Origin of the sequence: Amycolatopsis sp. NPDC088138 (genome assembly GCF_044741685.1) — a bacterium.
Classification (GTDB): Bacteria; Actinomycetota; Actinomycetes; order Mycobacteriales; family Pseudonocardiaceae; genus Amycolatopsis.
This window is the reverse complement of record NZ_JBIUTB010000005.1, coordinates 879,896-906,541: the sequence shown is the minus strand read 5'-3', so window position 1 is coordinate 906,541 and position 26,646 is coordinate 879,896. Positions and strand designations below refer to the sequence as shown.

Below are 26,646 nucleotides of genomic sequence, written 5' to 3'. Positions count from 1 at the left end.
ACGTCCATCGGTCAGTGCCACCGGATCACCGCCGCACCGGCGCACAACCCGCCGCCCGCCGCGGCCACGAGGACGTGGTCCCCACGTCGCAGTGGCCGTGCCTGATGGGACCGGTGGAGCGTCAGTGGCACCGAGGCGCCCGCGGTGTTCCCGCACCGCTCGATGGTCATCGGCAACCGTTCCGGGTCGACACCCAGATCGGCGGCCAGCGCCTCCAGCATCCTGCTGTTCGCCTGGTGCACGACGAACCGGTCGATGTCGGCCAGCCGCAGCCCGCAGTCGTCGACCACCTCCTGCACGAGCTTGCGCAGCGTGGTGATCACGTAGTCCCGCACCATCGGACCGTTCATCCGGAAGTAGTGCTCGCCCGCCGCGCGTGCCGCCGAATCCAGCGGTGTCCGGGTGCCGCCGGCCGCGACGCCGACCTCCTCATGGTGCTCGCCATCGGTGACCAGCCGGGAGGCGAGGATGCCGTACCCGTCCGGCACGTCGCCGAGCAGCACCGCTCCCGCACCGTCGCCGAACAAGCTGACCGTGCGCCGGTCCGAGTGGTCCATCAGCACGGAGAACATGTCCGCGCCGATGACCAGCGCGCTCGCGTGGTCCCGGCCCGCCAGCATCCGCCCGGCGATCACCAGCGAGAACACGAATCCGGCGCAGACCGCGTTCACGTCGAACGCGGGCACCCCCCGCAGTCCGAGTTTGTGCTGCAGGATCGCGGCCGTGGCGGGCTGGGGCACGTCCGGCGTGCAGGTCGCCACGATCAAGGCCTCGAGTCCGTCCCGCGCTTCACCGAGTGCCTGCCGGGCGGCCGGCGCGGCGAGGTCGGACGTGGTCTGCCCCTCGGCCGCGTACCGCCGCTCGTGGATACCGGTGCGTTCGACGATCCACTGCTCAGGGGCGCCGGTCCAGGCGCTGATCTCGGCGTTGGTGATCACGCGCGGCGGCACGTACGAGCCGAGTCCGCGGATTCCGACGGCCATTGCTGCCCTCCTGTCAGGTCGCGAGGCTCGCCGTCATCAGCGCGAGCCGTTCGTACTGGGTCCGGTAGTCGACCGCGGCGGGCAGCAGCGTGAGCTGCTCGGCACCGGCCGCGACCATCGCGGCCAGCTGCTCGGTGACCTCGGCGGAACCGCCGGCCACGAGGTAGCGCTCGAACCGGGCGGGGGTGAGCGCGTAGACCGAGCCCAGGAACGCCGCGGCTTCCCGGCGGGCCCGCGCCGGGTCGCGGTCGTCCACGTTCACGAACACCGTCATCCCGACCGACGGAGCCGGACGGCCGGCGTGCCGGGCGAGGACGCCCAGCAGCTCCGCACGCCGGGCGAGCTGGCCGGCGTCCAGCCACAGACCGAGCCAGCCGTCGCCGCGCCGCGCCGCCCTGGTCAGGGCCGCTTCACTACGCCCGCCGATCCAGACCGGCGGCATCAGGGCCGCGGGCGCGAGGTCCGGGACGTCGAGGTCGTACGGCGACGGGAGCCGCACCGCCCGGCCGGACAGCATCGTAGGCAGCGCGTCGAGTAGCACGTCGGTGCGCCTGCCCCGCTCGTCGCGCGGTATCCCGGCCGCGGCCCACTCCGCGGGGTTCTCCCCGCCGACGCCGACGCCGAGCAACACCCGGTGGCCGGACAGCACCTGCAGTGAGGCGATCTGCTTGGCCACCCACGCCGGCTGGCGCATGGCGGCGAGCAGCACACCGAAACCGAGCCGCACCCGCCGAGTCACGGCCGCCGCGACCGCGAGCGCGGTCACCGGCTCCACCAGGCCGGTGTGGAAGGCGAGGTGGTCGACCGCCCACACCGAGTCGAACCCGAGCTCCTCGGCCAGTACTGCGGCGTCCGCCACCGGGTAGCTACCGCGGCCGGCGATCTCGAGCGTCGGCAGCACCACGCCGAACCGCACGGTCATCGGGCGTCCTGCCGGGCGGCGCCCAGCCGCTCCACGTGTTCGGCGAGGTCGTCCAGCCTCGGGTACCGGTAGACGTCCTTGGTGCGCAGGACCACGCCGAGCCGCTTCTTCACCAGTGACACCACCCGCAGCGCCACCAGCGAGTGGCCGCCGAGGGCGAAGAAGTCGTCGAGGGTGCTGACCTGGTCGAGCCCCAGGACTTCGCACCACGCCTGAGCTATGAGCGTCCGAACCTCACCGCGTGGCTCGGTTCCCCCGATCGCCGACGTGGTGGACACCGAGGGCAACGCCGCCAGATCGACCTTGCCCTGTGCCGTCCTCGGCACCACGTCCAAACGGACCAGCGCGGTGGGAACCATGGCAGCCGGCAACCGCTCCCGCAGGTGGGCCAGCAGCCGCTCCGTGCACTCGTGTGCCGAGGTGTAGTAAGCGAACAAGTTTCCGTCCCGCACCACAGCGACCGCGAAGTCCACGCCGTCCACCTCGGTCAGCACGGACTCGACCTCGCCGAGCTCGATCCGGTGTCCCCGCACCTTCACCTGCCGGTCCTGCCGGTCCAGGTAGAGCAGCGTGCCGTCCGGACGCCGGCACACCCGGTCGCCGGTGCGGTACAACCGGTCCCCGCCGCCGGAGAAGGGATCCGCGACGAAGCGGTGAGCTGTCCGGCCCGGATCTCCGGCGTATCCCGTGGCCAGACCGCCGCCGACGTACAGCTCGCCGGTGACACCGACGGCCACGGGACGCAGCCGGCGGTCCAGCACGTGCACCCGCCGGCCGGGAAGCGGTGCGCCGATGTGCGGTTCGGCGCCGGTGATCGGCGCCGCGGTGACGTCCACGGTGCACTCGGTGGGACCGTACAGGTTCACCGCGGAGCGGATGTCGCCTTCCGCCGCCAGGAGACCGAGATCGCGCCACATCTCCCCCGGCACTCGTTCACCACCGAGGTAGAGCCGCAGCCGGCCCGGTGACACCGCGGCGAGAACCTCGTCCCGCACCGCCGCCCAGTGCGACGGGGTCGCGTCGACGTCGGTGACCTCGTGGTACCGCAACCAGTTCCCGAACCGGACGGGGTCGAGCCTGGTGTCCTCGTCGACCAGGTGCACGGCGTCGCCCCGGCACAGCCGCAGCCACTGCTGCACCGACGCGTCGAACGCGGTGCTCGCGTTGCAGACCACCCGTGCGTGTTCCGCCGGGTAGCACCCGGACGACTCCAGCGAGGCGAACAGCAGCGCCACCGAGCCGTGGGGCACCGCGACGCCTTTCGGCCGTCCGGTCGAACCGGACGTGTACATCAGGTAAGCGGTGTCCGCCGGGTCCGCGGTGACGGGCCCGATCGGCCCATCCGTCCCGGGGCCGGGCCTCAGCACCGGCACGCCCGGCGCCCACGGCAGCCGGTCCGCGAGGCTGACCACCAGGTCCAGACCGGCGTCGGCGGCGATGTCCGCGAGCCTGCCGTCCGAGTACGACTGCTCGAGCGGCACGAAGCAGGCTCCCAGCCACCAGGCGGCCAGCTGCGCACGCACCAGCTCTGTCGTGCGGGGCAGGTGCACCCCGATCCGGCTGCTCCGCCCCACCCCGCATCCGGCCAGTCGCCCGGCCAGCGCACCGACCCGGGCCACCAGCTCGGCAAAGCTCAGCTCACCGTCCACACCGGACACGGCGATCCGGTCCGGGTGCTCGCGAGCGGTCTCCGCGAGCCGCGCCAGCACCGGACGGACCGGACCACGCAGGTCGGTGCGGGACCACCGGTCCAGGTCGGCCCGTTCGCCGGCGGGCGTCGACTCCGCGGTACCGACGGGTGCCCGTGGATCCGCCAGCAGTGCGGCCAGCAGCCGCGCGAAGTGCGCTGATGGATCGGCGGGAACGCCGTGGCCGGGCAGCCGCAGGACGAGACCGTCCGCGACACCCAGTTCCCACTCGCGCTGTCCACCAGATGCCGCCGCGTCCGTCACGAACCGGACCCGCACCTGTCCTCGATCGTCCACACCGGATTCGATGAGTGCGGCGGCCGCGCCTGCCAGTTCGACGAGGCTGAGACGTTCGTCGACGTCCAGTTCGTGTTCGGCGCCACCGGGCCAGGCCACGACCGCTCGCCCGGACCACCGGCCGAACAGCACGGCGGTCGCGGCGAGCAGCACGTCGGCGGGACGCACCCGGGCGTCCTCCGCGCACCTCCGCACCCGGGCGAGGCTTTCCTCGGGCAGTGCGACGACCGGACCGGTCTGCTGGGCTCCCCGGTTCACCGGGTCACCACCTCTCCGTGTTCAGCGAGCACCGCCGGATCAGCCCGCGAGCGCGGCGGTCGGCGCGGGCAGTACCAGCGACCCCGGAGAGCAGTCGCGCAACCCCACCGGGTCGCCCATTGCCACCACGATCCGCCGGTCTCCCCGAAACGGGTCGCGTCCGTGCGCCGCGAGCAGGTTGTCCACGACCATCACGTCGCCGACCTGCCACGACTCGCGTACCACGGCCACGTCGTAGGCCTCGTTCAGGGCGGCCACCTCCGACTCGGTGAGCGCTTTCCCATCGCCGAGGGCGGTGTTGAACGGCAGGCCGTCCCGGCCCAGCTCGTCGACCAGCACCTCGCGGATCTCCGGGTCGAGCGACCACTCGCTCCAGAACGCCGCGTGGTTGAACCACACTTCGTCCCCGGTCGACGGATGACGGATCAACGCGGGCCGGACCTGGGTCGTACGGAGCGCGTCGTCCGGGCCCCACTCGCAGGCAATCACGTTGGCGGCGCAGTAGCCCAGCACGGCCTCGCGGTCGGTCACGGCCAACGCCGTCCGCCAGTCCAGCGAAAGATGCGGGCCGTAGTTGCGGGTCAGGCACCAGCCGGCGCGCCGGAACCGATCGACCAGTTCCGGCGGCAGCGCACGAAGCACGGCACGCACGTCCGCGACCGGTGTCGCGCCGCCCTCCTCGGGAGCGACGAGGCAGCCGAACAGCAACGTGCCGGGGAAGGTCAGCGTGTAGCTGTTCTCGTTGTGCATCCTGATGCGCTGAGCGGGTGGCAGATCGGTGGACGAGAACACTTCGTCGCCGTAGTCGGTACGCGGCGTCGCCTTCTCCCGGTACTCCGCACGCTGCTCGAACAGCGCGTCGCGCAACACTGCGAAGTCCTCCGGATCGCGCATCGGCAGTCCGCGCAGCAACAACGCGCCGTGGCGGTCCAACGCCTGCCGCAGAGCCGGCCGGTACCGCGCGAGCCAGGACGCCGCTTCGACGGGGTCGGTGAACTCCGGTGTCGTGATCGCGGCGGGCTTCCCCGGCCGCACCACTGTCTGTGGCTCGTGCATCGGTGCTCCAGGATCAGTTGTGCGCGGTCAGGTCGAACGCGAACGAATCGATGTGTCGGGGAAGGTCCGCCCAGACCTCCGGCGTGTAGAAATGCCCGCCGGGCAACGGGGTCACGGTGAGCGGGCCGTCGCACACGGCGCGCCAGCGCGTGGCGACGTCCGGGTCGATCACCGGGTCGTCGACCCCGTGCAGCACCTGCACCGGCAGGCCGGTGCGCACGCCGGGCCGGTAGCGGTAGGTGTCGCGGATCCGTACGTCGGCACGCATCAGCTCGACGGCCATCTCCGTCAGGTCCGGATCGTCTCGGACGTAGTCGGGCAGCAGGCCACCGATCCGCATCCACTCGAGCAGCCCGGCGTCGGTGTCGTCGACGGACGGGAAGCGGTCCCGCTCGGTGAGCCCTCGGTCGGGGGCGTTGCACGCGGACAACACCACCACGCCGGGCAACGGGTCGCCTCGCCCGGCCATCCCGGTGACCACGTCGAACGCCATCCAGCCGCCCATGCTGTGTCCGAACAGGACGTACGGCCGGTCGGCAGCACGCCTGACCGCCGCCGTCGTGTCGTCGATCAGCTCGGCCCAGTCGTGGGCGTACGGTTCGGCGAACCGGCCCTCGCGGCCCGGGTAGCAGACCAGCGCGAGGTCGACGTCCGGACCCAGGACGTGCGCCCAGGCACGGTAGGAACCGGTGCCACCACCGCAGAAACCGAGGCACACCAGAGTCCTGTCGGCGTTGGGCCGGTGCACCGGGCGTACGACGTGGGTGTCACCGGCGGCACCACGCGGCACGTCAGGACTCTCCGGCCAGCTGCCGCCGCAGGCTGCGCGGCCGCATGTCCGTCCAGTTCAGGTCGACGTAGTCCACGCAGGACTGGCGATCCGCCGGTCCGGACACAGCGGTCCAGCCAGGGGGGACGGCGATGTGCTCGGGCCACAGCGAATGCTGGTCCTCGTCGTTGACCAGCACGAGGAACGTGCCGTCCTCGTCGTCGAACGGGTTCATTCGAGTCCTCCGTCACACCAAGCGGTTCTGACTCAACGTTAGGTCCTCGGCAACGACTCGAGCGGCAGTTCACCCGGCACCATCCGGGCAGATTCCGCCGCCGCACCGGTGCCGTCGAGCACGGAACCCGCGACACCGAGGTCGAAGGGGAGATCGAAGTGGTTGCGCTGCGCCACGGTCACGTCGATGACACACCCACCCCTCGCCCGCGCGGTCGCGGCGAACTCGTCGTGCTGGCGCGCGAACTCGTCGGTCTCCCACACCCCGCGCGCCACCACCAGTGGCGGCAGCGAAGGCGGCAGCCAGCGCACCGGGCTGTTGCGGCTCGCCGACACCGCGTCGAGGCCGAGCGGGTCGTTGACGTAGGTGTGCCGCAGCGGTTCGAGGTCGTAGACCCCGCTCAGCAAGGTCCCACCGTCGAACAGGTCCACCGGATGCCGGCCGTCGGGCGTCCAGCCGGGCTGCAACGCCATGGTGACCAGGTGTGCCCCCGCCGAGTGACCGCTGAGGTGCAGCCGTGACGGCGCGCCGGGCAGCTCGGCGAGATGGGTCGCCAGGTACCACAGGCCGGTGCGTACCTGCCGGACGATCTCGTCGAGTGAGTGCTCGGGTGCGAGCCCGTAACCGAGTGCGGCGAACGCGACACCCCTCGGTACGAACTCCAGCGCCGGGAACGCCGCATCGGCCTTGCCGAGCTGCTGCCAGTACCCACCGTGCACGAACACGTGCAGCGGCGCACGTCTTCGCGTCGAGGGAAAGTAATCGAACCGCGAGGACGGCTCCGGACCGTAGGGCAGGTCGGTGTGCACGGCGAACGTGGCACGAGCCGCGGCACTGCGCCGGGCGTACTCGTCGAGGTAAGGCCCGATGTCGGACACACAACTGCTCGGCGAGTACTGCCGGTCCAGCTCGTCCCGGTCGTAACCGGCGTATCCGGCGGCCGGCATCACATCGCCCCGCGCACGGACCACAGTTCGGGGAACAGCCTGCGTTCACCCGCCTGCCGCAGCCAGGCGACCCCGGACGTGCCGGCCGTGCCGGTCTTCACCCCGAGCACCCGCTCGACCACCAGTACGTGCGTGGCCTGCCACCGGGCGAACTCATAGGCCACGTCCACCAACGCCTCACCCAGCCTGTGCAGGCCGGCGAACCGTTCCCGCTCTTGATACACGCGTTTCCAGGCCAGCTCCACCGCCGGTCGCGGCCGGCCGGATCCTTCGCCGCCCAGGCAGCCCTCCGGCAGGTCGATCCCGTACTCGGCGAACCGATGCAGCACCACGTCGTAAAGGCTGGGTTCCACCAGGGCCGCCGTCAGGTCCGCCGCCACCCTGGGATCGTCCAGGTAAGGCCGCATCAGTTCACGGTTCTTCTTGCCCAGTACGCACTCCCACTGCCTGAACGCGTAGGACTGGAACCCTGACCCGTCGCCGAGCACGTCGCGGTACTCGAGGTACTCGGCCGGGCTGAGGGTGGCCAGCACACTCCAGCCCTGGGTGGTCAGCCGCTGCACCTCGTGCAGCCTGCGCAGCCCGGCGAGCGCGGCGACCTCCCGGCCCGCCGTGAGCAGGTCCCGTGCCGCGCGTGCCTCCAGGTAGCTCAGCTTGAACAGCAGCTCCATCACCTGGGTCGTGATCAGGAAGCAAGGTTCCGCGGTGGAGGCGGTACGAGGGCGCTGCAGGGACAGCAACTCGACCGAGTTCACGTAGCGGCTGAACTCCGTGCCGGTGGCAATGGCCGTCCCGACACTCGCCGCGGTCTCGCTCGTGGTCGTCATGAGGTTGCTCCGCTCGGAGATGGGTGGCGTTGCCGCATGGTGTCGACGAGCAGGTCGAGGCCGTTGCGAAACTGCTCCGGGTGGCCACCGAAGCCGATCCGCATCCGATCCGGGTGCCCGAAACACGACCCGGGCACCGCGAGGGCACCACGGCGTTCGAGCGCGTGGCACAGCGCGTCGCTGTCCAGGCCGCCGAGCACAGCGGGAAACGCCGCGACTCCGCCGAGTGGCTCGGGCAACGCGACCAGGTCGGCGTTGTCCACCGCCCAGCCGAGCAGCACCTCGCGGTTCGCCGCCGCCTGCCGCAGGCGCGGTCGCAGCAGCGCCTCCGGATCGCGGAGCACCGCGGTCGCCAGCAGCTCGGCCAGCGGTGAGGTGCTGATCGAGACGTAGTCGCGGATCCTGACCATGTCTTCGACCAGGCCCGCCGGCGCGGAGCACCAGCCCACGCGCAGTCCGGGCAGGCCGTACGCCTTCGACAGGGTGCCCACCGAGATGACCCTCGGCAACGACGCCGACGGGTCGGGCAGTGGTGCGTCCCGGTAGGTCAAGTCGGCACTGGCCGCGTCCCACAACAGATGGCAGGGGTGCCCCTCGAGCAGGCCGAGAAGCTCGGCGTACTGGTCGTGGCCGAGTGTCGTTCCGGTGGGGTTGTGCGGGAAGTTCACCACGACGGCCCTCGTCCGCGCGGTGAGGGCGGCGCGCAGCCGCTCCAGGTCGGGACGGAAACCGTCCGCCGGGTCGAGGATCCAGGGCACGAGCCGGGCGCCGAGAGCTTCCGCGATCGAGGACAGTGACTGGTAAGCCGGTCGCAGCACGACGATCTCGTCGCCCGGCCGCACCAGCGCGGTGAGAGCGAGGAAGAGCGCTTCGGTGGAGCCGTGCGTGACCATGATCCGGTCCGGCCTGCCCGTTCCGACGCGGCGCGCGATCAGCTCGCGCAGCGGCAGGCAGCCGAGCGACGGGCTGTCCCGGAACACCAGTGCGTCCAGCTCGCCGACCGGGATGCCGAGCCGCTCGCGCAGCTCGCCGAGCGAGTAGTCCTGCACCCCGGAGCCGGAGATGTCCAACGGGAGGTCGAAGTACCTGTCCCGCAGCCAGTCTTCCAGCGGCGCGGGCACGATGTCGTTGAGTGCCAAGGTTCAGCCGATCACCCTGGTGTCGGGAGCGACCCGGCCCGGCCTGGTTCTGCGCAGGTCGACAGCGAGGTTCACCCGCTTCAGCCACCGGTCGTTGCCGTCGTAACGAGGGGTGAAAGGCCTGCGGCCGTGCACCGCGTTGCGGTTGTCGATGAAGCCGAGCTCACCCGGTCCGAGCAAGACGTCGTAGAGATTGGCGTCCAGGTGAGCCACGAGGTGGTCCAACGCGCGCTTCGCCTCTTCGTCGTCCTCGGCTGCCACGGAGGTGAAGTCACGGTCGATCCGCAGTACCGGGGCGTCGACCGGACCGCCGAGCACCGGAGCCTGCGTCACGCCGGTGCCGGTCGTGCTGAGGGACATGTCATGGGAGTGGTCGGCGGCGAAGACGAACCTCGGCTCCGCCAATACGGCGCGCACGTCCTCCGGCAGCACCGTGGCGTCCACGTAGGACAGTGTCGTGGGTGTCGGTTCTCCACTGCGGAGGCAGAGCAATCCGACGTAGTCGGCCCGGTGCGGCGAGAAGGCGTCCTCCGTGTGCCAGGTCAGCTCCTTGTGACTGCTCGAGCTGACCAGGCTCTCCTCCATGCCGTGGATGGGCAGGACATCCGTGACGATGCGGCCGTCCTGCTGGGTGCTCCAGCCGATCGCGTCGCCCAGCAGAGCCCCCTCCAGCATCAGAACGAACCCGGCCAGGAGCGCTTCGACGGTGTCCTCGTCACGCCAGTGCCTCGGGGTGGCGCCGAGCAGCGACTCCTGCAGCGGGTTGCCGGCCACCACGACCGCCTGGGCGCGTTCGTCGAGCCTGGCCCGGTTGACCGCGCGACGCAGGCCCTCCGGGAGTTCCTGCGCGATCACGTGCACATCGGCGAGGAACTCGGCCGCCTCCGGGTGCCAATACTCCTCGGCCGCCGCGCTCGCCACGTCACGCAAACGGTGGGACTCGGCCTCGCTGAGGACGTGGCGTACCACGTGCTGACCGCGTGGCCGCGCCGAGCCGTCGAGCACGGCCGGGCCAGGACGAACATCTGATCGGGTCATTTCACTTGCCTTCCGTAGCGTCGCCGGTCACCTCGGCGGACCGGCCGGTGCCACCGCTGATCGGTTCGAACAGTTCACCCGCGATCACGGCCAGCGCGTCGGGCTGGGTCATGTCGAGGTGTCCACACGGGACGGTGGTCACCGCGACCACGCCGTCCACATAGGGCTCCCAGTGCCGCGCGGTGACGGGCTGCTCGGTCTCGAGGCCCGCCACGAACAAGCGGACATCGCCTTCGAACACGGCAGGCTCACTGTGGCGCAAGAGCTCCACGGTCGCGCCGGCCGCGGCGTCGAGCGCGTCCACGAGAGGGCCGGGGAGATCGGCTGTCACCAGACCCTCCCTGCGGATCAGGTCCGCGGTGCGCACCATCGCGTGGGCCGGGAGGGGAATGCTCTCTTCGGCCTCACGCGGCACAGCGTCGAGCACCGCGAGCACCGCCACCTCCTCGCCGAGCTGCTGCAGACGGCACGCCACCGCGTGGGCGATCGTGCCGCCCAGCGACCAGCCGAGAAGGTGGTACGGACCGTGCGGCCGCACCTGCCGGATCTCGTCGACGTAGCCGTCCACCAGCTCGGCGGCCGACCGCGGTACGGCGGTGCCTGGGTCCACCGCCCAGGACTGCAGCCCGTACAGCGGTCGGCCGGCGTCCACGTACCGCAACAGCCCGCTGTAGCACCAGGCAAGTCCGGTGACCGGGTGGAAGCAGAACAACGGGGACTCGTCGCCGCGCGTACGCAGTGCCAGTATCCGGCTCGCGGCCGGTGTGCCGGGGTCACCGTCGAGCCGCACGGCCAGCCCGGCGGAAGACGGCGCCGCGAACAGGTCGGCCAGGCTCACCGACCGGCCGAGCACCGAGCGAATCCGGCTGATCAGGCGGGTGGCCAGCAGCGAATGCCCGCCCAGTTCGAAGAAGTTGTCGTGCGGGTCGACCGACGGCACACCCAGCACCTCGGCGATCAGGCCGCACAGGATGTCCTCGAGCGGCGATTCGGGTGACCGGGTGCCGGCGGCCGTGGTGAGCAGTGGCGCAGGGAGGGCCTTGCGGTCCAGCTTCCCGCTGCTGGTCAACGGGAATTCGTCAAGGGTGACGAAGACCGTGGGCACCATGTACTCCGGCAGCCGCTGGGCCAGCTCGCGGCGGGCGGTCTCCCGGTCGAACCGTGCGCCGGTGACGTAGGCGATCAGGCGGCGGTCACCAAGCCGATCCTCACGAACCACCACCACACACCGATCCACCCCCACAACCGACAACAACACCCCCTCAACCTCACCCAACTCAACCCGAAAACCACGCACCTTCACCTGCTCATCAACCCGACCAACAAACTCCAACACCCCACCCGAACCCCACCGCACCACATCCCCAGTCCGATACATCCGCTCACCCGAACCAAAAGGACACGCAACAAACCGACCAGCCGACAAACCCCCACGCCCCACATAACCCCGCGCCAAACCACCCCCCACATACAACTCACCCACCACACCAACCGGCACAACCCGCAAACCCTCATCCAAAACAAAACACCGAACCCCACCCACCGACCGACCAATCGACACCACCGACCCCAACCCCGACACCACACCCACCGTCGACGTCACCGTCGCCTCCGTCAGCCCGTAGGTGTTGAGCAGCCGGGCGGTGCCGCCGAGTCCGTGCCACCGGTTCACGTGCTCACGCGAAACCCGCTCGCCGAACAGGACCACCTGCCGCAAGCTCGGCGGGACGCGATCGCCGGCCGCCGCCAGCGCGTCGACCCACTCGTGCCAGTAGGGCGTGGTGAGGTCCATCGAGGTCACCGCGTCCCGCTCGACAACCCGGGTGAGCCGGTTCGCGTCGGCGAGCACGCCGGGCTCGGGAAAGATCACCTCACCACCGGAGACCAGGGTCGGCAGCACCTCCTCGAGCACCACGTCGAACGACACCTGCGCGAGCTGCAGGACCCGGTCCCCGGCACGGAGGCCGAGCTCGGCGACCATGTTCCTGGTGTAGGCGGCGAGCTCACCGTGCACGGACAGCGCGCCCTTGGGCCGGTTCGTGGTGCCGGACGTGAAGAACACGCACGCGGCCTGCCCGTGGTGGAGCCGCGGCCACGCCGAGGGCTGGGTCGTGTCGCTGCCGGTGATCTCCGTCAGCTCCGTGACGTCGAGCGTCCGCCACACATCGGCGTCGGCCAGCATCTGCTCGACCCTGACTCGCGGCGTCGCCGGGTTGACGAGCAGGAAGACCTTGCCGGCCTTGAGGATGCCGAGCATGGCGACGGCCGTGAGCACGGACGGGCGCGCGACCACGGCCACGACCTGTTCCGGCTCGGGTGACTCGCCGACCAGCGTCGCGGCCAGCCGGTCGACGCGGTCGGCGAGCTGACGGTAGCTGAGCGTGCCTCGCTCGTCCCGCACGGCGGGTGCGTGGGGAGAAAGCCGGACCTGGCGGTCGAAGAGCTCGGGCAGGTACCCGTCGAACGGGGGCGCGGCCGACGGCGCTCCCCACTCGGTGAGGATACGGGTTCGGTCCTCTTCGGACAGAAGCTCGCCGGCGAGCCCGATCGCCTGGTCCGGGTCCTCGACGAGCGCGCGTGTCAACCGGACGAACTGTGCCGCGATCCGTACCGCGGTCTCCTCGTCCATGAGGTCGCGGCGGTACTCCAGGTCACCGCCGATCCCCGCGGGGGCACCGGCCGGACCGCGGTCCTCGACCAGCGCCAGCGCGAGGTCGAACTTGGTGACCTCGGCGCTCACGGGCTCCGGCCGCACCGTCACACCGCCGAGCCCGATGCTCTTTTCGGCGTCCTGCTCCAGCGTCAGCATCACCTGGAACAGGGGGTGGTGCGCGGTCGACCGTTCCGGGTTGACCGCCTCCACCAGCCGCTCGAACGGCAGATCCTGATGCGCGAACGCGTCCAGATCCGTCTCCCGCACCCGGGCCAGGAGCTCCCGGAACGACGGCCGGCCGGACACGTCGGTCCGCAACACCAGTGTGTTCACGAAGAAGCCGACGACGTCCGCCAACGCCGGCTCGTCGCGCCCGGCGACGACGGTGCCGATGGGGATGTCCGTGCCGGCACCGAGCCTGCGCAACAGGACGGCCAGGACGGCGTGCAGCACCATGAAGACCGTGCAGCCGCTGAACCGCGCGAGCCGAAGCACGTCGGCGTGCAAATCGGCGTCCAGCACCACCTCGACCTGACCACCGCGAGCGCGGGGTGCCGGGGACCGCGGCCGGTCGAACGGCAACACCAGCTCGTCCGGCAGGCCCGCGAGCTTCTCCGACCAGTGACCCAGCTGTGTGGCCAGCAGGCTCGTGGGGTCGGAGTCGGCCCCCAGCAACGAGCGCTGCCACACCGCGTAGTCCCCGTACTGCACCGGCAGCACGTCCCACGCCGGTACACCGCCACCGCGTCGCGCCTCATAGGCGACCGACAGATCACGCCACAACGGACCCATCGACGCCCCATCACCCGCGATGTGGTGCACCACCACGACAAGCACGCCCTCGACCGGCGATGACCGGAACAACCACGCTCGCACCGGCACCTCACGACTCAAGTCGAAGACGTGGTCTGCCGCGCCGGACAGCGCGGCGGCCAGGTCGGCCGCCGGCACAGCACGAACCGACAACAACGGCCCGACTGCGGCCGCATCCACCAACACCTGTCGCGGCACACCATCGGCAACCGGATAGATCGTCCGCAACACCTCGTGCCGGCCGACGACGTCACTCAACGCCGCGGTGAGAGCTGCCTCGTCCAGCACACCGGACAGACGGAACGCCATCGGGATGTTGTACGTCGACGCCGGTCCCTCCCACTCGGCGAGGAACCACAGCCGCTGCTGGGCGAACGACAACGGCAAGCCGTCGCGGGACGAGGACGGGGCGAGCACGGGCCGGGACGGCGCGGCGTTCACCCGCTCCGACGCCGCCAGCACCCCGGCGACCGTGGGGCGGGCGAAGAACGTGCGGACGTCGACCTGCACGCCGAGCACCGAGCGCATGCGGCCGATCAACCGGGTCACCAGCAACGAGTGCCCACCCAGTTGGAAGAAGTCTTCCTCGGGACCTACCGGCGGAGTATCGAGAACCTCGCCGAACAGGCGGCAGAGCGCCTCTTCGCGAGGTGTGGCCGGACGGCCACGGCGCGCGGGCCCGGCCGGTTCGGGCAGAGCGGCGCGGTCGAGCTTGCCGGTCACGGTCAGCGGGAAGCTGTCGAGAGTGACGATCGCGGACGGGACCGAGTATCCGGGCAGCCGCTCGGCGAGGTGCCTGCGCGCGGATTCCTGGTCGAAGGCGGCGCTCGCGACCACGTAGGCGACCAGGCGACGGTCACCAAGCCGATCCTCACGAACCACCACCACACACCGATCCACCCCCACAACCGACAACAACACCCCCTCAACCTCACCCAACTCAACCCGAAAACCACGCACCTTCACCTGCTCATCAACCCGACCAACAAACTCCAACACCCCACCCGAACCCCACCGCACCACATCCCCAGTCCGATACATCCGCTCACCCGAACCAAAAGGACACGCAACAAACCGACCAGCCGACAACCCCCCACGCCCCACATAACCCCGCGCCAAACCACCCCCCACATACAACTCACCCACCACACCAACCGGCACAACCCGCAAACCCTCATCCAAAACAAAACACCGAACCCCACCCACCGACCGACCAATCGACACCACCGACCCCAACCCCGACACCACACCCACCGTCGACGTCACCGTCGCCTCCGTCAGCCCGTACACGTTCAGCAACCGGGCCGAACCCAGTTCGTGCCAGCGCGCGGCGTGGCCGGTGGAGACCCGTTCACCACCGATCAGCACGAACCGCAGGTTCCCGGGTAGTCGTTCCCCCGCGTCCCACAGCGCGTCCACCCACTCGTGCCAGTACGGCGTGGTGAGCTCCAGCCCGGTGATCCCCTCGTCCCTGACGTACCGGGTCAGCACGGCCGGGTCGGTGAGCAGGCCGGTGGCCGGCAACACGACGCAGGCACCGCACACCAACGCGGGCAGGACCTCCTCCAGCACCACGTCGAACGACACCTGCGCGAGCTGCAGCACCCGATCCGCCGGCGACATGGCGGTCTGCCGGACCATCTCCTCCGCGTAGCAGGCGAGTTCGCGGTGCACGAAGATCGCACCCTTGGGCCGGTTCGTGGTGCCGGACGTGAAGAACAGGCACGCCGCCTGGCCGGGCAGCACCCGGGGACGCACAGCCGACCCGAGCTCGATGCCGTCGGCCAGCCGCCGAAGGTCTTCGCCGGTGAGCACCTGGTCCGCGGCGGAATCGCGTAACAAGACCCTGGTCCGTGACGCGGGTGTCGACGGGTCGATGAGCAGGAAAGCCGCGCCGGCCTTGAGGATTCCCAGCATCGCGACCACGACGTCCGCCGACATCGGCGCGAGCACCGCGATCACCTGCTCCGGCGTCACCGACACCCGCAGCAGCGACGTGGCGAACCGGTCCGACGCGTCGTCCAGTTCCCGGTAGGTCATCTCGATGCCGGCCGCGCGGATCGCGGTGGCGTCCGGTGTCCGGTCCGCCTGGCGGGAGAACAGCTCGTGCACGCAGCCGGTGAAACCGGCCGGCACCTCGTCGCGGTTCCAGTCGACGAGCACCTGCTCGCGCTCTCGCCCATCGAGCAGATCGAACTCCGTGACCGGGCGATCCGGGTCGGCGGTGACCAGGTCCAGCAGTCTTCGCAGCCAGTTCGCGATCCTAGCGGCGGTGTCCCGGTCGAACAGGTCGTCGGCGTACTCCAGGCTCCCGGTCAACCCGTCCGGTGCACCCTGGCCGTCATAACGCTCGGCGACCGCGAGGCCGAGGTCGAACTTGGCGACGTGGAAGGGCAACAGGTACGGCTTTGCGTCGACTCCGGCCAGGGTGACCTCGGCCCCGCCGTCCACGGCCACGGTGAGCATGACCTGGAAGAGGGGGTGGTGCGCGGTCGACCGGGCCGGATTCACCGCCTCCACCAGCCGCTCGAACGGCAGATCCTGATGCGCGAACGCGTCCAGATCGACCTCCCGCACCCGGGCCAGCAGCTCCCGGAACGACGGCCGGCCGGACACATCGGTCCGCAACACCAGCGAGTTCACGAAGAACCCGACCAGATCGTCCAGCGCGTCGTCGCTCCGGCCCGCGACCGGCGTCCCGATCGGGATGTCGGCCCCCGCACCCAGCTTGCGCAGCAACACCGCCAACGCGGCCTGCAACACCATGAAAAGCGTGCACCCCGCAGACCGCGCCAGCTCCACCAGACGCCGATGCAGAACCGCATCGAGCTCGACCGGCACCTCACCACCGCGATACGACGCGACGGCGGGACGAGGCCGGTCGGACGGCAGGACGAGTTCCTCCGGCAGACCGGCGAGTCTCCCAGTCCAATAACCCAGTTGCCCGGTCACCACGCTCACCGGATCGGACTCACTGCCCAGCAGCTCACGCTGCCACGCCGCATAGTCCGAGTACTGCACGGGAAGGGCGGGCCACACCGGGGCCTGGCCCGCGCACCGGGCCGCGTACGCGGTCGACACATCACGCCACAACGGACCCATCGACCAGCCGTCACCGGCAATGTGGTGCACCACCAGCACCAGCACGCGATCCACCGGCGACACCCGGAACAACCAGGCCCGCACCGGCACACCACGACTCAGGTCGAAGACGTGATCCACGGATTCGGCGACCTCGGCATCCAGATCCGCTGCCGCCACGTCGCGCACGCAGAGCAGGGATTCCTCGATCTCGCCGGTGTCGCGCACCTCGACGGCCGGTTCGCCGCCTGCTGACGGGTAAACGGTCCGCAGCACCTCGTGCCGTGCCACGACATCGCGCAGCGCCCCGGCCAGTGCCGCCTCGTTCACCGCACCGGACAGCCGGATCGCCATCGGCAGGTTGTAGGTGGAGCTGGGACCCTCCCACTCGGCGAGGAACCAAAGCCGCCGCTGCGCGAACGACAGGGCCGGGGCGCCGGGGCGCCGGGCAGGTGTGGGCCGGACCGGGCCGCCGTCCTCGATCCCGGACACCAGTTCGGCCACCGTGGGCGCCGCGAACAGCGCACGCACGCCGATCTCCACGCCGAGCACGGCACGCACGCGACTGATCAATCTGGTGGCCAGTAGCGAGTAGCCGCCGAACTCGAAGAAGTTGTCGTCGATGCCCAGCCCGGACACGCCGAGGACCTCACAGAACAGCGCGCACAGCATCTCTTCGCGCGGCGTCCGCGGTGCACGTCGGCGGCCACGCACCACCGGCGAGCCCGCGGTGTCCACGGCCACGACGGGTTCCGGCACGGGTTCGGTCACCAGACGGTCCGGATCCGCGACCAGCTCGGCCAGCAGCTCCCCGAAACGGTGCGCGTACCGGTGGGCGGAGTGCTCGGTGAACAGGTCGGTGCTGTACAGCAGGGTGCCGTCGATGCCGTCCGGCGTACCTTCACGCACGCGTTCGGTCAGGTCGACGGACAGGTCGAACTTCGCGGCAGGCGGCTCGACGGGGTACGCGGCGGTTCGCAGCCCGGACAGCTCGGGGAGCACCGCACCGGGCGGATTGACCGAGAGCATCACCTGGAACAGGGGGTGGTGCGCGGTCGAGCGCTTCGGGTTGACCGCCTCCACCAGCCGCTCGAACGGCAGATCCTGATGCGCGAACGCGTCCAGATCCGTCTCCCGCACCCGGGCCAGCAGCTCCCGGAACGACGGCCGGCCCGAGACGTCGGCCCGCAGCACCAACGAATTCACGAAGAACCCGACCAGCCCGTCGAGCGCGTCGTCGCTCCGGCCGGCGACCGACGTGCCGACGGGGACATCCGTCCCTGCGCCGATGTCGTTCAGCAGCACGGCGAGCGCGGCGTGCGCCACCATGAACAGCGTGCAGCCGGTCTCCCGCGCCAGGCCGATGAGCGCGGCGTGCACGTCGGCATCGAGCTCGAACCGCACCGTCGCGCCCCGGTGGCTCGGCGTGTCCGGACGCGGCCGGTCGGTGGGCAGCAGCGGCTCTTCGGGCGAGCCCGCCAGCTTCTCGGTCCAGTACGCCAGCTGCGTCGTTCCGATACTCGCCGGATCGGACTCGTTTCCCAGCAACTCTCGCTGCCACACGGCGTAGTCCGCGTATTGCACGGTCAACGTGTCCCACGACGGCGCACCACCGGCACACCGCGCCGCATAGGCGTCCGAGAAGTCGCGCCAGAACGGACCCATCGACCACCCGTCACCGGCCACGTGGTGCAGGACGACGACGAGCACACACTCCGTCGACGACAACCGGAACAACCACGCTCGAACGGGCGCGTCGCGGCCCAGGTCGAAGACATACCCGGCCGCACGCTCGATCGCGGCCCCCAGGCCGACCAGCGAGACGTCCGCCACCGACAGCAACGAGTCGGCGATGTCCGCTGTGCCCAGCACCCGGACGACCGGTTCACCGCCGACCGCCGGGAACACGGTCCGCAGCACGTGGTGGCGCTCCACCACATCACCGAGTGCCGAGGCCAGCGCGGGTACGTCCACGTCGCCGGACATCGCCACCGCCACCGGCACGTTGTAGGTGGAGCTCGGCCCCTCCCACTCCGTGAGGAACAGCAACTGCCGCTGCGCGAACGACAGCGGCACGCCGTCCGGGCGCACCGCGGGTACCAGAGCCGGCCGTGGAGCACCCCCGGACTCGAGCTGGTCCGCCACGCCACGCGCGGTCGGGGTGCGGAAGAAGTCACGGATGCCCAGCTCGACACCGAATGTGGCGCGCACTCGGCTGATCAGCCGGGTCACGAGCAGTGAATGCCCGCCCAGCTCGAAGAAGTCCTCATCGGCACCGACCTGGGCGACGCCGAGCATCTCGGCGAACAGGCCGCACAGGATCTCCTCGCGCGGCGACCGGGTCCCTTCGTTCACCGCGATCCGCCGGACCGGCGCGGGCAACGCGGCCCGGTCGATCTTCCCGTTGGCGGACAACGGGAAGTCGTCCACGGGAACGAGCGCGGCAGGCACCATGTACGCGGGCAACCGGGCGTCCAGGAACCGGCGCACCACGACGAGGTCCGGGTCTCCGGTGAGGTAGCCGACCAGTTGGCGAAGACCAGGACGGTCCTCGCGCACCGCGGCCACACCCCGGCCGACACCAGGGGCGTCGTTCAGCGCGGTCTCCACCTCGCCGAGCTCGATCCGGAAGCCGCGCACCTTCACCTGGTCGTCCACGCGCCCGGCGAACTCGAGCACACCGTCCGCACGCCAGCGGATTCGGTCACCCGTGCGGTACATCCGGGTCCCGGGCCGGAACGGGTCGGCCACGAAACGGGTCGCCGACAGGCCAGGCCTCGCGAGGTAGCACCGGGCCAGGCCCGAACCGGCGATGTACGCCTCGCCCGTCACCCCGGGTGGCACCGGCTGCAGGTTCTCGTCGAGCACGTACACGCACTTGCCCACCAGCGGCCGGCCGATCGGTACCGGGCTGGTGTGGTCGCCTTCCACACATTCCCAGATCGACGCGCCGATGGTGGCCTCGGTGGGGCCGTATCCGTTGAAGAACCGCCTGCCGATCGACCAGAGTGCCGCCAAGGCGGGCGGGCACGCCTCGCCGCTGACCGTCACGACGACACCCATCGGCAGTCCGTTGTCCGGCAGTTCCGCCACCACCGCGGGTGGCAGTGCGACATGGGTGATCCGGTGGTCTGCCACGAACTCCACCAGGTCCCGTCCCACCGGGCGGATCCGCGGCGGCAGCACCAGGGCCGCACCGGACAGCAAGGCTCCGAACGTGTCCCACAGGGCGGCGTCGAAGCTGGCGGACACCAGTTGCAGCACCCGGCTGCCTGGACCGACACCGAGCCTGCGCACCTGGGTGGCCACCACGTCTCCGACACCGCTGTGCGGGACCACGACACCCTTCGGCCTGCCGGTCGAGCCCGAGGTGTAGATCACGTATGCCGCACCGTCGACGCTCACCCCGCATCCGGCCGGCGCGACCGGGTCGGGTGACAGTGCGTCCGCGAGCAGGTCCAGCACCACCACATCGCACCCAGTCGCGGAAGGGAAACGCTGTTCCCACGAAGACTCGGTGAGCAGCACCACGGGAGCCGCCTCGTCCAGCATCCGGCGGATCCGGTCGGCGGGGTAGTCCGGGTCCACCGGCAGGAAAGCGGCACCGGTCTTGAGCACGGCCAGCACGGATACCACCCACCGCACCGATCCCGGAAGCGCGATCGCGATCAGCCGCTCCGGCCCCGCACCGCGCTCCACCAGGTGCCGTGCCAGGCCGTTCGCCTGCTCGTCCAGTTCGCGATAGCTGAGTTCGCCGCTTTCGCCGATCAGCGCGGGGGCGTCCGGCGTCTGCCGGGCCCGGCGTTCGAACGTCTCGTGCACGCGACCGGCGAAATCGGTGGCCCGCTCCCGGTGGTTCCAGGTGGTGAGGATCTGCGTCCGCTCTTCGACGTCCAGTACCGGCACCGTGGCGACCGAGGCGTCCGGGTCGGCGACCAGGACGCCCAGCAGCCGAACCAGCCGCGCGGCGATGTCGCTCGCCGTCTGCCGGTCGAACAGGTCGTCGCTGTACTCGAGCCCACCGGCCAGCCCGGCCGGGGCGCCGGCGGAGTCGCGGTGTTCCACGAGGGACAACGCGAGGTCGAACTTCGCCGTCCGGAAGTCGACTCCGTGCGGTCGCACGTCCACTCCGGACAACGCCGGCAGCCGGGTTTCGTCGCTCTGCACGGCCAGCATGACCTGGAAGAGGGGGTGGTGCGCGGTCGACCGGGCCGGATTCACCGCCTCCACCAGCCGCTCGAACGGCAGATCCTGATGCGCGAACGCGTCCAGATCCGTCGTCCGGACCCGGGCCAGCAGCTCCCGGAACGACGGCCGGCCGGACACATCGGTCCGCAACACCAGCGAGTTCACGAAGAACCCGACCAGATCGTCCAGCGCGTCGTCGCTCCGGCCCGCGACCGGCGTCCCGATCGGGATGTCGGCCCCCGCACCCAACCTGTGCAGCAACACCGCCAACGCGGCCTGCAACACCATGAAGACGGTGCACCCCGCAGACCGCGCCAGCTCCACCAGACGCCCGTGCAGAACCGCGTCCACCTCGACCGGGACCTGACCACCGCGATATGACGCGACGGCGGGACGAGGGCGGTCGAACGGCAACGCCAGCTCGTCCGGAAGGCCGGCGAGCCGCTCGCGCCAGTAGCCCAGCTGCTCGGCGACGACGCTCGTGGGATCGGCCTCGTCGCCGAGAAACTCCCGTTGCCACCACGCGTAGTCCGAGTACTGCACGGGCAGGGCGGGCAAAGCCGGCGCCCCACCCGCACACCGGGCCGCGTACGCGACGCTCACGTCGTGCCACAGTGGCCCCATCGACCAGCCGTCACCGGCGATGTGGTGCACCACCAGCACCAGCACGCAATCCACTGGCGACACCCGGAACAACGACACCCGCACCGGCAGATCACGACTCAGGTCGAAGACATGGGCCGCCGCCCCGGAGACCGCGTCCGCGAGACCATCGGCCGACACGTCGCCGACGGACAAGAGCGGGCCGACGACGTGCTCGGTGTTCAGCACCACCTGCCGGGTCGTGTCGCCGGCAACCCGGTAGACCGTCCGCAGCACCTCGTGCCGGTCGACCACGTCGGCGAACGCCGCGGCCAGCGCCGGCACATCGACCACACCGGACAGCCGCAACGCGACCGGGATGTTGTAGGTCGCGCTCGAGCCTTCCCACTCCCCCAGGAACCACAGCCGCTGCTGAGCGAACGAGAGCGGTAGCTCACCCGACCGGGCGGTGGCCACCAGCGCGGGCCGTCTCGTGCCACCCCCACCTCGGCTGACCAGCGCATCGAGTCCGGCCGCCGTCGGGGACGCGAAGAACTCCCGAATACCGACCTCCTCCCCGAGCGTCGACCGGATCCGGCTGATCACCCGGATGGCCAGAAGCGAGTGGCCGCCCAGCTCGAAGAAGTCGTCGTCCACGCCGACCCGCTCGACTCCGAGCACGTCGGCGAACAGGCCGCACAGGATCTCCTCACGCGGCGAGCGGGCCGCACGACCACCGGTGGTCACCGGTTCGGCCGGCGTGGGCAGGGCGCGTCGATCCACCTTCCCGTTCGCGTTCAGCGGGAGCTCGTCGAGCACGACGAACACCGAAGGGATCAGGTGGTCGGGGAGCCGGCCGCGCAGGACGCGGCTCGCCTCTTCCTCCTGGAAACGGGCACCGACCACGTAGCCGACGAGCTGGGTGTCCCGGGCGCCTCGCTCGACCGCGGTCACCACGCAGCGGTCGACGCCGGCCACAGTGGACAGTGCGGCTTCGACCTCACCCAGCTCGACGCGGAAGCCGCGAACTTTCACCTGGTCGTCCACGCGACCGCCGAACTCGAGCACGCCGCCCGCCCGCCACCGCGCGAGGTCACCGGTCCGGTACATCCGCTCGCCCGAACCGAACGGGCAAGCGACGAACCGGCCGGCGGTCAACGCCGCCTGGCGCTCGTATCCGTTCGCCAGGCCGCCACCCGCTACGTAGAGTTCGCCGATCGCACCCGGTGGTACCGGCCGCAGACCGCGGTCGAGCAGGTAGACCTGCTTACCTGTGAGAGGTCGGCCGATCGGGATCGGACCGTCTCCCACCACGGCACCGACCCGGTGGAACGTGGTGAAGCCCATGCTCTCCACGGGCCCGTAGCCGTTGAGCACGGTCAGCCCGGGGAACATTCGCCTCGCCCGTGCGACGTGCTCCCTCGACGCGGTCTCCCCGGCCGTCATCGCGACGCGCAGCCCGGCGAACACCTGCGGCTCCTCGTCCAGCAGGACGTTGAACAGCCCGGCAGTCAGTTGCAGCACGGTCACCCCGTGCCGCTGGACGGCGCGCACCAGCTCGTTCAGGTCGACGCGCTGTCCCGGCAGCAGCACGCAGGTCCCGCCGTGCAGCAGGGCGCCGAACAGCTCCAGGCCGAACGCGTCCCAGGAGATCGCCGAACTCTGCAGCCAGACGTGGTGCGGCCCGAAGTCCGCGTAGTCCTGGCCGAGGTAGGTACTGGTCAGCGCTCCGTGCGAGGTCGCGACGCCCTTCGGCCGCCCGGTCGACCCGGACGTGTACATCACGCAGGCCAGGTCGCCCGGGTCGATGCGCACGTCCGGGCCGGTGGCCGGCCGGGCGGCGATCCGGGGAGCCTGCGCCGCCACGTCCAGCACGGTGAACCGGCCGGGTAGCTCGGTGGCAAGTCGTTCGGCACCGGCCCCGTCGGTCACCACCAGCCGCGCGTCGAGCCAGGCGTGCCGGTCGGCGGGGAACGCGGGGTCCATCACCGAGTAGCAGGCGCCCGCCTTGAGCACCGCGAGCAGCGCGACCACCAGGTCGGTACCGCGTTCGAGGTGCACACCGACCGTGTGCCCCGAAGACACTCCCGCGGCGATCAGGTGGTGGGAGAGCCGGTTGGCCAGCACGTCGAGTTCGGCGAAGCTGACGACGCGGTCCCGATCGACCAGTGCCACCGCGCCGGGCCGTGACCGGACCTGCTCGGCGAACACCTCCGGCACCGGCCTCGCCGTCGCCGCGGCGGCCCGTCCGCTCCAGCCGGTGGTGATCCGGTCGGCCTGGTCGACGCCCAGCAGTGGCAGGTCGTCGATCCGCGCATCGCCGCCCCGGGCGAGCGCGGCGGTGAGGAAGGTCATCAGGCTGTGCCGCTGCGCGGCCAGCTCGACCGCGTCGAACACCGCCGGGTTGGCGTCGAGGTCGATCCGCAGGCCGTCGCCGACCGAGCGGTGGTCGACCACCATCTGCAGGTCCTCGACCCGGCCGGTCATGAAATGCCCCAGGACCGCCCGGCACGAGCCGAACCGCACCCGCTGATCAAACCGCATGATGTTCAGCAGCGGCCCGAAGAACATCGTATCGTCGTCGGCCACGGCCAGCTTCCTGCGCAGCTCCTCGACCCGAAAACGTTGATGGCGCAACACATCCGACACCGCTTCGGACGACTGGGCGACCAGGCCGGAGAGCGTGCTGACCTGTCGGAACCGCAGCCGCAGGGGCAGGACCTTCGACATCATGCCCGGCGTGGACCTGGCGGTGCCGGTCGTCCGCCCGGTCACCGGGAGGCTCAGCACCACGTCCCGCTGCCCGGTCAGCCGGTGCAGGTACCCGGCGAAGAGCGCGATCACCAGGCGCGACCACGGCACCCCGAAACCATCGGCGAGTTCCCGGAGCCGATCGAAGTCCTCTGTGGACAGCCGGAAGCTTTCCCGCAGCACCGTGGTCGACGGGTCACCGGAACGGGTGGCCAACCTCAGTGGAGCGGGGCGATCGGTGAAGGCGTGCTGCCAGAAGCCCGCGTCCAGGTCGCTCTCCGCCGATTCCTGGTAGCGCTGTTCGTCGGCCACCACGGCGGCCGTCCCGGAGAACGCGGGAGCCGGCACAGCCGAGCCGGAGACCGCGGCGTCGTACCTGACGGCGACCCGCTGGACGAACAGCGCGTGGCCGAAGCCGTCCATCACGATGTGGTGCATCCGCCAGTACCAGAGATACCGCCGCTCCCCGACCCGGAACAACACTTCGCGGAACGGGGTGTCCACCGTGATGTCGACCGCGGCGTCGATGTCCGCGCGCATCCGCGCCTCGGCGACGGCCACCGGATCCGCCTCCCCGCGGAGGTCGGCCACGCTGAACGGGACCGGCCGCGACGGCACCCGAACCTGCGCCGGTTCGCCGTCGGCGCCGACGGCGAACCGCACGTTGAGCGTGTCCGTCTCGGCGACCGCGCCACGCAAGGCCACCTCGAACGCGGCGACGTCGAGATCACCGTCGATGTCCAGGTACTCGCCCCAGTTCATCACCTCGCTCGGTGAGCCGAGCTGAATCGCCAGCCAGATCCCGTACTGGGCGGACGACAGCGGCAGGGATGTGGTTCCAGGAGTCATCCGTGCACAGACCTTTCGCGGGGCTGCCGAGCAGCTCAGCTGTTGACGGCGGCGAGGTAGTTGTGGCAACCGGGCAGGCCCGCGGCCAGCCGCCGGGCCCGTCGGGGCACGTCGGCCAGCGCCGCACGGGCCGCGGTGGTGTCGGCGAGCGCGAGGGCGGGTCGCGGGCGGTGCGGCTGCGCGCCGAGTCCGATCAGGACCACCCGCCACGAGTACGACTCGAAACCGTGGAAGTGCGGATAGATGTTGCGCTCGTCGGGCAGCACGGTCTCCCACAGCCGCATCCGCTCGGCGAGAGCCTCCGGTACGGCCCGTGTCTTGGTGGCCTTCCAGTACGGGGTGTCGTTCCTCGCGGCGGCGACGTAGTGCATCACCAGGAACTCCCGGACACCGTCGATCACCTCGGCGACCCTGGTGTTGTACGTGTCGGCCAGCGCGGGGTCCCACCGCTGGTCCGGGAAGTTCCGCACGAGTTGCTCGATCGCGTGCTGGATGAAGAAGATGCCGGTCGACTCCAGCGGCTCCACGAAACCACTCGCCAGGCCGATCGCGACACAGTTGCGCACCCACGAGCGCTCGTTGCGCCCGATCCGCATGCGGATGTGGTTGGCCTCGAGCTCCGGCTGGTCCGGCGCGGCGAACGACCGCAGCGTCGCCTCGGCTTCCTCCGGGTCGCAGAACTCGTCGGAATAGACGTAGCCGGTACCGATCCGGCCGTAGAGCGGAATGGTCCAGATCCAGCCCGCGGGCGCCGCGGTCGCGGTGGTGTACGGCTCGATCCCCCGGTTCGCCATGTCCTGCGGCACCCGCAGGGCGACCGCGCGGTTGTTCGGCAGCACGTCCGCGAAGGACATGAACCGCTCCCCGAACGTCTTGTTGATCAGCAACCCGCGGAAGCCGGTGCAGTCGACGAACAGGTCACCGCGGACCTCGCCGTGTGCCGAGGTGACCAGGTGAGTGATCCAGCCGCGATCGTCCTGCTCGACCGACACCACGTCGTCGAGCACGTGCCGGACGCCTCTTTCCTTGCCGAGCGTGGTCAGGAAGCCGGCCAGCAGTGCGGCGTCGAAGTGGTAGGCGTAGGGGAACTGGGCACGCTGGTCCTCCGTGTTCTCACCAAGGAGGATGCCGTCCATGCTCCTCGGGGCCCGCTGCTGCTCGCACAGTTCCGGGATGACGAAGCACTGGTCGCCGAAGTTCCGCACGTCGCCGTCCAAGGCCAGCCACCAGTCGGCCAGGTCGACCCCGTCCACCTCCGGAAGCCGCTCGAACGGGTGATAGAAATGCTCACCGACGGCTCGCCAGTCCTGGTAGCGGATGCCCAGCTTGTAGCTCGCCGAGCAGTGCGGCATCCAGTCCCGCTCGGCCAGGCCGAGGTGGTCGAAGAAGTGCCGGATGGTGCTGAAGGTCGCCTCGCCCACGCCGATCGTGGGCACCCGGTCGGACTCGACGACGGTCACGGTGACCCGGTCACCGAACGTCCTGTTGAGGTAGGTCGCTGTCATCCAGCCCGCTGTGCCGCCGCCGACGATCACTACGTCCCGAATCATGGGCTCGTACTCCTTCTCTT

At 70.6% G+C, this 26,646-nt stretch carries 12 protein-coding genes; all 12 read right to left on the bottom strand.

Going from position 1 to position 26,646, the window contains the following annotated elements; genetic code table 11:
* Positions 1-11: 11 nt before the first annotated feature.
* Genes ACIOD2_RS30705 through ACIOD2_RS30650 form a run of 12 tightly spaced genes read right to left on the bottom strand, consistent with a single transcriptional unit; the run spans position 12 to position 26,626 of the window.
* The gene (locus ACIOD2_RS30705; protein ID WP_400545549.1) at positions 12-983 is read right to left on the bottom strand and encodes a 3-oxoacyl-ACP synthase III family protein; all 972 of its coding nucleotides are present in this window, start codon (positions 981-983) and stop codon (positions 12-14) included.
* Positions 984-996: 13 nt separating this feature from the next.
* Positions 997-1,905, bottom strand: coding sequence for an LLM class flavin-dependent oxidoreductase (locus tag ACIOD2_RS30700; RefSeq protein WP_400545546.1), 909 nt, complete (start codon positions 1,903-1,905; stop codon positions 997-999).
* Complete coding sequence (locus tag ACIOD2_RS30695) at positions 1,902-4,148, bottom strand: AMP-binding protein (protein WP_400545543.1); 2,247 nt, start codon at positions 4,146-4,148, stop codon at positions 1,902-1,904. The genes ACIOD2_RS30700 and ACIOD2_RS30695 overlap by 4 nt, the downstream gene beginning before the upstream one ends.
* Positions 4,149-4,187: 39 nt before the next feature.
* Entirely contained in the window at positions 4,188-5,204 is a 1,017-nt protein-coding gene (locus tag ACIOD2_RS30690; RefSeq protein ID WP_400545540.1) for a TauD/TfdA family dioxygenase, read from the bottom strand.
* A 13-nt stretch (positions 5,205-5,217) separates the two neighbouring features.
* Positions 5,218-5,994, bottom strand: a complete 777-nt coding sequence (locus ACIOD2_RS30685; RefSeq protein WP_400545537.1) for a thioesterase II family protein — start codon at positions 5,992-5,994, stop codon at positions 5,218-5,220.
* A 1-nt stretch (position 5,995) separates the two neighbouring features.
* A complete protein-coding gene (locus tag ACIOD2_RS30680) occupies positions 5,996-6,208 on the bottom strand; it encodes an MbtH family protein (RefSeq protein WP_400545534.1) in 213 nt (70 codons plus the stop codon).
* A gap of 38 nt (positions 6,209-6,246) precedes the next feature.
* Entirely contained in the window at positions 6,247-7,155 is a 909-nt protein-coding gene (locus tag ACIOD2_RS30675) for an alpha/beta hydrolase (protein ID WP_400545531.1), read from the bottom strand.
* The gene (locus tag ACIOD2_RS30670) at positions 7,155-7,982 is read right to left on the bottom strand and encodes a tryptophan 2,3-dioxygenase (protein WP_400545528.1); all 828 of its coding nucleotides are present in this window, start codon (positions 7,980-7,982) and stop codon (positions 7,155-7,157) included. Before ACIOD2_RS30670 ends, ACIOD2_RS30675 begins: the two co-directional genes overlap by 1 nt.
* Entirely contained in the window at positions 7,979-9,121 is a 1,143-nt protein-coding gene (gene vioD, locus ACIOD2_RS30665) for a capreomycidine synthase (RefSeq protein ID WP_400545525.1), read from the bottom strand. Before vioD ends, ACIOD2_RS30670 begins: the two co-directional genes overlap by 4 nt.
* A gap of 3 nt (positions 9,122-9,124) precedes the next feature.
* Positions 9,125-10,159, bottom strand: a complete 1,035-nt coding sequence (gene gntD, locus ACIOD2_RS30660) for a guanitoxin biosynthesis L-enduracididine beta-hydroxylase GntD (RefSeq protein ID WP_400545522.1) — start codon at positions 10,157-10,159, stop codon at positions 9,125-9,127.
* Position 10,160: 1 nt separating this feature from the next.
* The gene (locus tag ACIOD2_RS30655; protein ID WP_400545519.1) at positions 10,161-25,076 is read right to left on the bottom strand and encodes an amino acid adenylation domain-containing protein; all 14,916 of its coding nucleotides are present in this window, start codon (positions 25,074-25,076) and stop codon (positions 10,161-10,163) included.
* A gap of 35 nt (positions 25,077-25,111) precedes the next feature.
* The gene (locus tag ACIOD2_RS30650) at positions 25,112-26,626 is read right to left on the bottom strand and encodes a tryptophan halogenase family protein (RefSeq protein ID WP_400545516.1); all 1,515 of its coding nucleotides are present in this window, start codon (positions 26,624-26,626) and stop codon (positions 25,112-25,114) included.
* Positions 26,627-26,646 lie beyond the last annotated feature (20 nt).